General features: G+C 38.8%; 7 protein-coding genes. 4 read left to right on the top strand and 3 right to left on the bottom strand.

Annotated features, from left to right (window positions below; genetic code table 11):
* Positions 1-193 precede the first annotated feature (193 nt).
* The 3 genes from OQX64_RS12695 to OQX64_RS12685 all read left to right on the top strand — a co-directional run bounded on the left by OQX64_RS12695 (position 194) and on the right by OQX64_RS12685 (position 6883).
* Positions 194-3469, top strand: coding sequence for a SusC/RagA family TonB-linked outer membrane protein (locus OQX64_RS12695; protein WP_265819055.1), 3276 nt, complete (start codon positions 194-196; stop codon positions 3467-3469).
* Positions 3470-3503: 34 nt separating this feature from the next.
* Positions 3504-5372, top strand: a complete 1869-nt coding sequence (locus OQX64_RS12690; protein ID WP_265819054.1) for a RagB/SusD family nutrient uptake outer membrane protein — start codon at positions 3504-3506, stop codon at positions 5370-5372.
* A 224-nt stretch (positions 5373-5596) separates the two neighbouring features.
* Positions 5597-6883: an MFS transporter gene (locus tag OQX64_RS12685; RefSeq protein ID WP_088299926.1), complete on the top strand. Its 1287-nt coding sequence runs from the start codon at positions 5597-5599 to the stop codon at positions 6881-6883.
* Between the two features lie 179 nt (positions 6884-7062).
* Here the strand turns inward: OQX64_RS12685 and OQX64_RS12680 are convergent, their stop codons facing one another.
* The 3 genes from OQX64_RS12680 to OQX64_RS12670 form a co-directional block, all read right to left on the bottom strand.
* Complete coding sequence (locus tag OQX64_RS12680; protein ID WP_088299542.1) at positions 7063-7278, bottom strand: PLDc N-terminal domain-containing protein; 216 nt, start codon at positions 7276-7278, stop codon at positions 7063-7065.
* A gap of 14 nt (positions 7279-7292) precedes the next feature.
* The gene (locus OQX64_RS12675) at positions 7293-9044 is read right to left on the bottom strand and encodes an ABC transporter ATP-binding protein (RefSeq protein WP_088299541.1); all 1752 of its coding nucleotides are present in this window, start codon (positions 9042-9044) and stop codon (positions 7293-7295) included.
* Between the two features lie 104 nt (positions 9045-9148).
* A complete protein-coding gene (locus OQX64_RS12670; RefSeq protein ID WP_265819053.1) occupies positions 9149-12304 on the bottom strand; it encodes a TonB-dependent receptor in 3156 nt (1051 codons plus the stop codon).
* Between the two features lie 241 nt (positions 12305-12545).
* Between OQX64_RS12670 and OQX64_RS12665 the strand changes: the two genes are divergently transcribed.
* A partial coding sequence (locus OQX64_RS12665) for an FAD-dependent oxidoreductase (protein ID WP_322974956.1) occupies positions 12546-12836 on the top strand: 291 nt, incomplete at its 3' end.

Raw genomic sequence — 12836 nt, 5'->3', positions numbered from 1 at the left:
ATACAGTGTAAAGCTGTCTGCAAATAAATCATATGGTTGAATGATGATTGATATAATTCTATAAGGGGGCTTATTTTTTGGTGGTGTGGTGTAAGTAATTATATCAATTAGTCATGAATGGCATTTGCTTATTAACAAATCATTCATATTAGATTGCATTGTAACTATTCCCTAACCAAATAAATCAAATCCCATGAAAAAAAATCTATGGAAGAATTTTGCCAGAAAAAGCATGTTTCTTGCGTATGGTAGCTGTTTCGTTTTTTCACCATTTATGACTTTTTCTGCTGAGACATTACCGGAAAAAAAACGTCTCTACCTTTACAAGCCTTTACTACAGGATATTGTAGTGAAAGGGCAGGTGAATGATGCCAAAGGACCTATCCCAGGTGTAAGTGTCAAACTGAAGGGAGGTACAGCAGCTACGGTAACAGATGGCACCGGTAAATTTAGTATAAAAGTTCCTGAAGATGCTACCTTGATCTTTAGCTACGTAGGTTATACCGATCAGGAAGTGCAGGTTAAAAATCAAACCAGTATTACCGTTCGTTTACTGGAAAATAATCAGAACTTATCAGAAGTAATTGTAGTAGGTTACGGCACACAAAAGAAAGCTGTTGTTTCCGGTGCTGTGGCATCCGTAAAAGGTACAGAACTGGCCAAATCATCGTCTGTAAATTTATCTAATTCATTGGCCGGACGTTTACCCGGTGTAACGGCCCTGCAAGGCAGTGGTGAGCCTGGTTACGACGGATCCACGATCCGGATTCGTGGTACAAACTCGCTTGGAAACAATAACGCATTGATCGTAATTGATGGGATACCAAACCGTGCGGGCGGTATAGAACGCTTAAATCCAAACGATATTGAAAGTGTATCCGTGTTGAAGGATGCATCTGCTGCCATCTACGGCTCGCAAGCGGCTAATGGGGTAATCTTAATTACAACCAAACTGGGTAAATCTGGCAAGCCTCAGTTTTCTTATGACTTTAGCTATGGCCTGCAACAGCCTACGCGGATTCCAAAAATGACTAATTCGGTACAATATGCTGAAATTCTGAATGAACTCAATATCTTTGGTTCTGATCTTAATCCAAATGAATGGGCGGCCGCATGGAACAGTTTTAAATCTACTGGTGCCTATACTTCTACAGGAGGAAAAACAATTAATGCTGCTTATAAAGCTGATGAAATCCGAAAATTTGGTGATGGTTCAGATCCGTTACGTTACCCAAATACCGATTGGTTTAAAACCACTTTTCAAAACTGGTCGCCTCAGCAAAGGCATAATGTTCAGATCAATGGGGGCAGTGAAAATGTAAAGTACCTGGTTTCCTTAGGATATCTGGATCAGGATGGCTATTATAAAAATTCTGCCACAGGCTATAAACAATATGACATGCGTTTCAACCTGGAAGCAAAATTAAGTAAATATATTACCACCACTTTAGGCGTAACGGCGAGAGAGGAGAACCGTAATTTCCCAACAGTTGGTGCAGGAGATATTTTTAGATTTTTAATGCGGGGAAGGCCAACTGAAATTGCCATATGGCCAAACGGATTACCGGGCAGAGATATTGAGTATGGCTATAACCCGGTGGTTTCTACTACCGATTTAACCGGTTACAACAAGGATGTGAGAGATTACTTCCAGACTACCGGTAAGGTGGAGGTTAAAATACCTGGAGTGGAGGGCTTAAAAGTAACCGGAACGGCTGCCATTGATAAATATTCCGGAAGGCAGAAAAACTGGCAATTGCCATGGACCCTTTATGACTGGGATAAAAAAACATTCGAGGCGGATGGGGTAACACCGGTTTTAACCGGATCAGTGCGTTCACAATATACCGATCCCAGGCTAAGGGAAACTGCCGGTGGGCAACTGGCTATCAACCTGACCGGAATGATTAATTATGATAAAAAAATTGGTGATCATAATATTGGTTTAATGGCTGGCGTAACTCGTGAAAAAGTTGCAAATGATGGATTTACAGCTTTTAGGAGATACTTTATTTCAAGGTCTGTTCAGGAATTACTGGCAGGTGATGAACGCGAACAATCGTTAGGTAATTTAGATGATCCAAATGATCCCAATCGTCTTTTCAATAGAGCACGGTTAAGTTATTTCGGGAGGGCTGGATATAACTATAAAGAAAAATACCTGGCAGAATTTCTTTGGCGTGTAGATGGATCATACATTTTTCCAACCAACAGGCGGTTTGGTTTCTTCCCTGGTGTATCAGTGGGCTGGCGTTTATCTGAAGAGTCTTTTTTCAAAGACAATGTTAAGTTCATCAATAATTTAAAACTGAGGGCATCTTATGGTCAGATGGGTGCGGAGGCCTATTTCGGGGATGTACTGCAAGAATATCAATACCTCAGCTTAATGAATTTTGGCACCTATATCTTTAATGATCTTGTTACTAAAACGCTAACAGAAGGTAAAGTGCCAAACTTCAACTTTGGATGGGAAGTGGCCAATAATACCAACGTAGGTTTGGATGCATCGTTTCTAAATAACAAACTATCTCTTGAATTGGATTATTTCTATAATAAACGGACCAATATTCTGATTAGCAGGGGGAGTTCAGTACCTGAAAGCTCTGGCATTACCGACCGATTACCACCTGTTAACTTAGGAAAGGTAAACAATAAAGGTTTCGAGTTTAAGTTGAGTTATAACGATAGGGTTGGCGATTTAGATTTTGGCGTGAGCGTAAATGGCGGTTATGCGAAAAACAAAATTATTTTCTGGGATGAAACACCAGGTGCTCCGGAATGGCAGCGCACTACGGGTAGGGTAACCAATGCCTGGCTGGTATATGATTATGACGGTGTATTTAGAGATCAGGCGGAAATTAATGCGAATACGCTTAATTATAGTGCATTAACCAATAATCTGCGTCCGGGTGATATGAAGTTTAAAGATATTAATGGTGACGGGAAAATTAATGCTGATGATAAAATACGTTTGGATAAAAACGGAACGCCAACCTTTACTGGTGGCTTTAACTTAAACCTACAATATAAAGGTTTCGACTTATCTGTGCTCATCCAAGGTGCAACCGGAGGCATGCAGATTGTAGGAATCACAGAATCTGGAGATATTGGTAATTTCTTAGAGTGGTCGTACAAAAATCGTTGGAGCATTGAGAATCCAAGTTCGGTAGATCCACGTTTATCAAATCGTGGAGCTACTTATTACACTGATAGCAACAATGCACTGAACAATACCTATTGGTTGCGGAGCAATAATTACATCAGGCTTAAAAATGTGGAGTTAGGTTATACCATTCCAAATAAGCTGGTCGAAAAAGTAGGTCTGAATAGCGTAAGGGTTTATGCGAACGGATTAAACCTGGCTACGCTGGATAAAATCAAGATCTGGGATCCCGAATCAACTAATTCTAGCGGACAATATTATCCACAGGCCAGGGTAATCAATTTTGGCATTAAGGCCGCTTTTTAAAATGTAATCAAGTTTAACCGTTACAATCAAGAATATGAAAGCAATAAATAAAAATATAAAGTTCTACATATTAATTTTCACGACTATTTTTGCAGTCTCCTGTAAAAAAGATTTTTTAAATGTAGAATCACCTGGCCAGGTGCCGGCAGAATCAGTATGGAAAGATCCGGCAACTGCCCAAGCATTTGTTAATGATATCTACAATGGTTTAAGTAATGGTGGCTTTTCTGAGCAAATGCTGGCATCTGTATCAGATGAAGCCCTGTTTACACACCCCACCCGTGGTATTGATCTGGTTAATAATGCAACCATTAACCCCTCTACATTGGGATGGGTTGATGATACCTGGGGATATAAACAAATGTACAATAGAATAAGGGCCTGCAATATCACCATTGAAAGAATTACTGGCGGAGATAACGGGTTGAGCAGCCAAAGTTTAAAAGACCAATTATTAGGAGAAGCCTATTTTTTAAGGGCTTATTTTTACCAGCAACTCTTACGTTATTATGGATCGGTAGCCATTATCACTAAAACCTATGGCTTAAATGATGATTTTAAGATTAAGCGTAATACTTATGAAGAGTGTGTTAACTTTATTGTTAAAGATTGTGATGAAGCCAGTAAATTACTTACCGGCAAAACATTAGATAAGGGCCGTACAAATGCTTTAGCCGCGCTGGCACTAAAATCGAGGGTGTTGATTTATGCAGCAAGTGATCTTCATGACCGGGCAAAAATTACAGCAAAAATCAGCGGAATACCAGCACAGAAATTAGATTTTCTGTCTTATGCTTCCGGTAATCAAACAGAGCGTTATCGTTTGGCTCAAACAGCTGCCAAAGCAGTGTTGGATGCGGGTACAGGTTATAAGCTAACACTTTCTGCACCGGCTGCTGACGGGCAATTAAACTTTAAAAGTATCGCCATGGGCGGAGGTAGTAAGGCACCAGGTATTGATGCATCAGCCGCTTCAGAGTTGATTTTTGGAAGATATTTCATCACCCTGAGCAATAACAGGCATGCACAGCAGAATGGCCCCAACGGTTACCATAACTGGGCCGGTAATACCCCGATTGGTCTGCTGGTTGATGATTATGAAATGAGCGACGGAAGTAAATTCAGCTGGAACAATGCGGCACAGAAGGCAAACCCTTATCAAAACAGGGATCCACGCTTTTATGCCACCATTTTATATGATGGTGCTGGCTGGAAACCACGCGATAAAGCATCAGGTAATGTAGATCCGGCCAATCAGATTCAAACCGGCGTATATGATTTGGTGAGCAACGGCAGCGTCATCGATTTTAAAGGTTTAGATACCAGGACCAGTTCAATTGAAAACTGGAATGGCAGCTGGACAGGTTATTACTACCATAAATTTATTGATCCGGATCCGAATATCGTAGATGCCTCTGCACCTCAAACCATTCCATGGCCATTTTTCAGGTACACCGAAGCCGTGTTTAATTATATTGAAGCGAGTATAGAACTTGGAGAATTAACCAATGCTACTACCTGGTTAAATAGAATCCGTTTCAGGGCAGGGATGCCGGCTGTAACTGCAACCAGTCAGGCAGATCTTCGCACAGCTTACCGTCACGAACGCCGTATTGAGATGGCTTATGAGGAACAACGTTATCACGATACCCGCCGTTGGTTAATTGCAGAAGAAACATTAGGCAGAAAAGTTACTTATATTAAGGTTACCGGTAAATTTAAGGCAGGTAAAACCATGTCGGCGCCTTACCATTATGATGCTACGGTATACGACTATACTTATACCCCAATTACTGAAAATGCACAGGAAAGTCGCAGTTGGGACAATAAGCTTTATTTCAGGCCATTTAGCCGTGATGAGGTGAATAAAAATAATTTACTGGAACAAAATCCTGGATACTAAGATTCTCATCTAAAATTCGACCCGATGGATAGTTGTAAGACTATTCATCGGGTTTTTCATTTAGGTAAGGCGGGAATTTAGGAAGGTTGCATGTTTAGGCATTTAATTTACCGGCTAACCTGTGCTACGCCTCACCAACTTATCTGCAAAATAATCTATTTTCAGTATTTATCTATTCCAATAATTCCATTTCAAAGCTTAATTTTGCAGATAAACTCTTCTCCGTGTCAGATTCAAATTCTAACTCCGTAATCGTTAAACCAGATCCATTCGCCGCATTGCGTTATAAAGAATTTCGGTCCTTTCTGGGGATGCGATTTTTTTTTACACTGGCTTACCAGATGCAGGCAGTTGTTATCGGTTATCATATTTATGATTTAACTCATGATCCGCTAAAGTTGGGGTTGGTAGGACTATGTGAAGCTATTCCTGCTATCGGAATTGCACTTTATGGCGGTTACATTGCTGATAAAAGTGAAAAGCGTGGCTTACTGATTAAAATTTTCTCTGGTGTTTGGCTGGCTTCGGTTTTAATGCTGATCATTACCAGCCGGTATCTTCACCTTAAAGAAGATTTGATCGTACTCGTGATGTATAGCCTAGTATTTTGTATTGGTATTGCACGTGGTTTTTTTGGTCCGGCAACATTCTCATTAATGGCCGAAATTGTACCTAAGGAATTATACCCCAATTCCAGTACCTGGAGCAGTAGTACCTGGCAGTTAGCCACCATTATCGGCCCTTTAACAGGAGGTCTGGTCAATTGGTTATGGGGTATTACTGCAGCTTATAGTGTGATTGTTATCCTGGTTTCTATCTCCTTAATTTGCATCTTCACATTAAAAAAACACCCTTCAAAATATGTTCCAAAGGAAAATATCTTTCATAGTTTAAAAGAAGGAATTCAATTTGTATTTAAAACCAAGATGATGGTCTGGGCAATGAGCCTTGACCTCTTCTCTGTATTTTTTGGTGGTGCTGTAGCACTATTGCCCATCTTTGCAAAAGATGTATTTCATTTGGGATCATTTGGTTTAGGGATGATGCGTGGTGCGGCATCTTCAGGTGCTGTAATCACCATGCTGCTGATGACCAGATTTTCGCCTATGGGAAAACCCTGGCGTAATTTATTAATTGCAGTTACCGGATTTGGGCTCAGTATTATTTGTTATGGGCTTTCAAGAAACTTTTACTTCACCCTATTCTTCTTGTTTTTGGAAGGATCATTTGATAGCGTTAGTGTGATCATCCGTCAAACCATCATGCAATTGCTTACACCTGATGAAATGCGTGGGCGGGTTTCTGCCGTAAACAGTATGTTTATTGGTTCATCTAATGAAATTGGAGAGTTTGAATCAGGTTTGTCTGCTAAATTATTAACCCTGGTTCCAGCAGTTGTTTTTGGTGGCAGCATGACGATTGGAATTGCATTTGTTACCTGGTTAAAAACTAAATCATTAACGAAGCTAAGCTTGCAGGATATTAATGAACAAACTGCGAATGCGGTTTAGTTTTTGAAAGGCTGTATTATATCTAGACTTGTCATGTTGAGGGATAATTTATTCAGCAATTACGTCAATGATAGCTTGTCAGAATACTGTTAAAGACGTTTTTCATATGTCCTTCAACAGGCCCGGTATAACATTTCAATTAATAATACCAGCCTCTTAAAATCAATTGCAAAAAAAGTTTAAAACTTTCTATTCTTACCCCAAACCAAATAAGCGATTGATCCTATAAACGGGGCGAACAGGATAATAATAAACCAAAGTGCTTTAACCGGAAAAAGCATATTGGTATTTCTTGATAAGTGATATAAGGTTATGATTATAAATGCCAGCCATAGTATTGCGGCAATAATGATAATGATCGCAATTTGATTGCTTTCTACTTGTGCTAATAACATATGACGAAGATTTATTAAGCTTCAACAATCCTTTCGCCAATTTGTTGGCGCCACATGGCCTGATACAAACCATTTTGTGCAATTAAGGCTTCATGTTTGCCTTGTTCAATAATATGGCCTTTCTCTAAAACGTAAATCACATCAGCATGTTTAATGGTTGATAAACGGTGTGCAATTAAAATAGTGATGTGATCAGTTAAATTCGAAACGGAACGAATGGTTTTGGTTATTTCTTCTTCTGTAATAGAATCCAATGAAGAAGTGGCTTCATCAAAGACTAAAATATCGGGTTGGCGCAACAATGCCCTGGCAATTGATAAACGTTGTTTTTCACCACCGGAAACCTTCACACCACCTTCACCAATTAATGAATCTAAGCCTTTGTCAGCCCTGGCCAGTAAAGTTTGACAAGCTGCCTGATTCAATACCTGAAAACATTGCTCGTCGGTTGCATTCGGATTTACAAAAAGTAAGTTCTCCCTGATGGTGCCTGAGAACAGTTGTGTGTCTTGCGTTACAAAACCGATTTTCTCACGCAAAGCGTCAAGATCAATCTCTTTGCTTGGTATTCCGTTATATAAAATTTCTCCTTCTTTGGGCTGATATAAACCTACTAAAAGTTTTACTAAAGTTGTTTTTCCCGAACCCGAAGGACCAACAAAGGCTATGGTTTGACCGTTATGGGTTTTGAAGGAAATATTTTCCAAAGCATTTCTATTAGCCGTTTGATGTTTAAAACCGACAGTGCTAAATGTTAAATCTTTAATTTTTTGAATGGAGATCGGGTTTTCAGGTTTTTTATCAATTGGCGTGCTCAGAATTTTTTTAAAGTTTCCTAAAGACACTTCCGCCTCGCGCCAGGCTAAAATCACATTTCCGAGCTCCTGCAGTGGTCCGAAAAGGAAGAAAGAGTAAAAAAGGAATGTTAAATACTGGCCAGCAGTGATAGCATTATCGAAAATAAGTAGTAGCAGGACCAAAATCATGGTGCTTCTAACCAGGTTAACTGTGGTACCCTGAACAAAACTCATACTGCGGACATATTTCACTTTTTTGAGTTCAAGGCCTAAAATTTTATAAGTGGTTTTGTTTAACCGTTCAATTTCCTGGTTGGCCAGGCCCAAACTTTTAACCAGTTCAATATTTCTTAATGATTCTGTAGTAGAACCTGCCAAAGCGGTTGTTTCACCAACAATAGAACGTTGAATGGTTTTAATTTTCCGACTTAAAAACCAGCTGACAAAACTAATAATTGGGATAGCTGTAAAATAAACCAAAGTAACCTTATAACTGATAGAAACGGAATAAACGATTACAAAGATCATCCCGATTAAGCTTACAAATAAGATACTGATGAAAGAGGTGATAAACTTTTCAGAATCTAAGCGGACTTTCTGTAAAATGCCCAAAGTTTCGCCACTGCGCTGATCTTCAAAAACCTGGTAAGGTAATTTTAAAGAGTGCTGCAAACCGTCAGCATACATTTTAGCACCCACTTTCTGTACAATTACGCTTGTAAAGTAATCCTGAAAGTTCTTGGCTATCCGTGAAACCATGGCTGCACCAATGGCTAAACCAATTAAGCCCAGTGAGCCCCAAAGGTATTGGGCATAGGTTAATTTGTCTTTTTGATTAATGAAACGGTCCAGAATTCTTCCGGTGATATATGGATCTAAAAGTGAAAAGCCAATATTGAAACCCGCCAGCAATAAAGCCAAAGCCACAATCCACTTGTGGTTTTTCAGGTAGTCTAATAATAATCCCATTAAAGTTTTGTTGTTTATTGTACAAACATAAAAAAAGGGAACGGATTAAAATCCATTCCCTTTTTTTATGACTTTTTGGAAAGATACAGGGTATCTTTCAGTGACTAAAATCCGTATCTTAAACCGATTTGCGCCTGCCAAGGGTTACCCGATGGGGTTACAATACCGGTGTTATTTACCCTGTATGAATATGCTTTTGCAGCATTGTCAAATCCTGTTACAGCATATAAAGCTTGGGATCCTAAAGTTTCGTTAACACCCCATTTCTTGTTTAATAAATTTCCAAAGTTGAAGATATCTCCGGAAATTTCAATATTATGTGTTTTATAGATTTTAATTTTCTTGGCTATACGTAAATCAACAATGCCATAGAAACCGTTAACACCACCATTACGCTCCGCAATTTGACCTGAATATTTATTTATATAATCTTTTAAGCTTTGGCTTGCAAGTGGATTATCCAGGAGGGTTTGCAATCCAGTACGAACACTGGCAGGAACATTTGAATTATTTCTGTCAAAAACAAAAGCTAAATCATTTGTAGCTACGAAATCACCATTGATATTTCCACCGGATAATAAACTGTAACGCGTACCGCCAATTCCTGAATAACGTATACCAATAGTTATACCGTAGAATGTAGGTAATGTTCCGTAAACCACTACTTTATTACGAAACTGACCATCTGAGTATGACATCTTACTTAAATCTCTCGGATCATCTTTTACTGGAAGTGAAAGTGTCGCGGTATTAGCTACATTACCGTTATATGAAGTATTATCCTTAGCATCATTATAAGTAAAACTTGCGGAGATTTCTCCATCTCTAAAATAATTCCAGGTAGCATCTAATACAACAGCAAACTGGTTTACTTTCCCTTTGCTGTTCATTTCCAGCACACGACCAAATTGGTTAGTTAAGCGACCTAATTTCCAATCTGCAACACCGTTGCTTGCATTTACGGTTGGTACAAAAACACCTCTGTTTCCTTCATTAGCTAATGTAAAATATGGATTAGCTACCATGTTCCGATCAACATACATATAGTTATTACGGCCTAAAGTTGCATAACCTGTAATCCCAACTTTAAATTTATCAGTAATTAATTTACTGTATGATAAGTTGGCTTTATAAACTACAGGAACCTTTGCATCTTCAGCATATGTGTTGATCGTTGGTAATTGTTGGGAAACTAAAGTTGGGGTTGCAACGGTGCCATTTCTATATCCTATAAAATTAGGAGTTGGAACAAGTTCATTAAATACATCAACTGTAGCGAAGTGCTTACCATCAAAAGTAAGGTTGTTAATAGTCATGTAATTATTAATATCTGATCCAAAGATACCAGCACCAAAACGTACGAAGTCTGTTCTGTTTTCATTAATATCCCAATTAAATTGAATTCTTGGCTGAATTAAGAATTGTTTTAATTTATGATCTGTTCTGATTCCGATTGCATCGAACAATTGTTGATTCAATGGTGATGTAGGGTAAGAACTATAATCAACACGTAAACCACCTACAAATTCTAAGCCTTTAGCTAGGTTAGTTTGCATTTGGCCATATAAAGCTGTGTTCCATATTCCAGCTTTAACCGTAGGATCTGCCATCAATGGCACTTCACGGTAATATCTATTAGGGATTAAGTTATCAAAGTTTTGTAGAGAGCTAATCGTTGTTCCTGTGTTACGGTATTCAAAACGACCATTTACCTCACTACCATAGAGTGATTTTGCATTTGTGTACATCACATCAACACCAAAAGTATATTTGATCTTATCCGTGTTATAATAAAAATTATCTACCAACTGTAAAACGTTATTGGTAAAGCCTTCCTGTCCAAAGCGGTGACCACCTATTTGAATATCAGTTCCAACAGAAGCGCCATTAGAAAGTGTAGACGGTATATTATACACCTGGGCTCTAGGGATTGCACCATTTAATTCGCTATTTTGTGTGCTGGCCTGGTAAGTGTACAAATGTTGAACCTTCAGTTCATTGGTTACCTTACTATTAATGGTTGAACGTAAAGTTGCCAATAAGCTATTATCAACATTTTTATCAGTTCCATAACTTTCAAAGAATGTGATAGCCGTATTATCTGCCAAACCAAGCGGATTTCTATCATTGGTATAGTTATTACGAATGGTTAATAAATTTTTCTCATTAATTTGCCAATCCAAACGTGCGAATGCGGCATCAGAACCACGTTTTTTATCGAAAGTTCCATACTGAGGCGTATTGGCTACACCATATTTTGCACGTGCAATACCAAGAAATTGTTCAAGTGTGCTGTTTGTAATTCTAAACCTAGCTTCATCTTCAGGGCCATTTACATCAGCAATAATTAACGGACGAGCATCTCTCTGGTGATCCCAGCCCACAAAATAATGTAATTTATCTTTGATAATCGGACCGCCTAAAGTAAAACCATATTGGTAAGTAGAGAAGTCGTTATCACGCTTTACACCTCTGATATCATAACGAGAGGATAACCAGTCTGCTCTTCCATACATGAATGCACTTCCGCTTACGGTGTTCGTACCTGATTTAGTTACTGCAGTTACGGTACCCCCACCTGCTCTGCCTAAAGTAACATCATATTGATTAGTGACTACCTTAAACTCACGGACAGCTTCGATAGAGATAGAATATGGCGCACCACTACGGCTTGTTGTGGCCCCTGCTGAAGTTGGGTTTTTAGCATTCATACCATCAATTGTGTAGTTGGTTGATGAACCTAACTGGCCTGAAATATTTCCACCTCGACTCAATGGAGATAAATCCATTAAATTAGAGAAATTGCGACCATTTACAGGTAATTGATTCATGGTTTTAGCTGAAATCTCTGTGGAAGCGCCAAAATTCTGAACCTTATTTCTTAAGCCTGATGCTACAACTTGTACAGCTTCCAAATTTTGTGAGGCTTCTTGCATGGCAACATCAACCTTAACCACATCGCCAAGATTAAGCATATAACCATTTCTGTTTTGCTCTCCAAAACCAACATAAACTGCTTTAACCGTATAAGGTCCGCCTAATGGTAATTCTTTAAATGTATATTCTCCCTGGGCATTAGTAGATGTTCTGGTGGTAAAACCAGTAGAGTTGTTTTTAATTTGTACAGAAACGCCTGGGATTGGTTTCTTTTGTTCATCCGTCACAATTCCGGAAATTGATGCTTGTGTGGTTTGTGCAATTACCGAGTTCGTGGTATAGCATAGAAACAGCATCACTGCAATTAGTAAATTTTTAATCATGATCAGCTTTTGATTTGTTATCTGACCGCAAAGGTGTTATTGTAGTGTTAAGCTGATGATGATTTTATATTATGAAATGGTTTAGAAATTATTCAATTTTTGAATAGATGTTAAATTAAAGATTTCTGATTTATCAATATTTTTGTTGATATCTTATGAACATGTAGGTATATATTTCTGTGGGTGTCTCACGAATGGGGAGTTGGATGTATCGGTTGGTGAGACACCAACCGATAGGGGAATGGCGGCCCAAAACCATACCGGAGAAATTACCATCGGCGATTCGCATGAGTATGGCCTGGTTCATGATCCTTTCGACAAGGATTTTATCAACCAGCTGATTATAAAATATTTGAAAACCTTTACCCATTTTAAAGATAACAGCCTCATCCAAACCTGGAATGGCATGTATCCGAAAATGAAAAACAGCGAAACCGAACTGGTTATGGCAGTAGCACCAGGTGTAACCATCATTAATGGTTTAGGTGGTAACGGCATGACTTTATCTTTTGGATTGTGTGAGCAGGTAATT

Source organism: Pedobacter sp. GR22-10 (genome assembly GCF_026239715.1).
Lineage (GTDB): Bacteria > Bacteroidota > Bacteroidia > Sphingobacteriales > Sphingobacteriaceae > Pedobacter.
Note: the sequence above shows the minus strand (reverse complement) of the source record. Positions and strands in the feature narration are given on the sequence as shown.

Bases quoted from the DNA above. Each gene is read 5' to 3' on its own strand.
- OQX64_RS12695 (WP_265819055.1), top strand. From the start codon at position 194: ATGAAAAAAAATCTATGGAAGAATTTTGCCAGAAAAAGCATGTTTCTT.
- OQX64_RS12690 (WP_265819054.1), top strand. From the start codon at position 3,504: ATGAAAGCAATAAATAAAAATATAAAGTTCTACATATTAATTTTCACG.
- OQX64_RS12680 (WP_088299542.1), bottom strand. From the start codon at position 7,278: ATGTTATTAGCACAAGTAGAAAGCAATCAAATTGCGATCATTATCATT.
- OQX64_RS12675 (WP_088299541.1), bottom strand. From the start codon at position 9,044: ATGGGATTATTATTAGACTACCTGAAAAACCACAAGTGGATTGTGGCT.
- OQX64_RS12670 (WP_265819053.1), bottom strand. From the start codon at position 12,304: ATGATTAAAAATTTACTAATTGCAGTGATGCTGTTTCTATGCTATACC.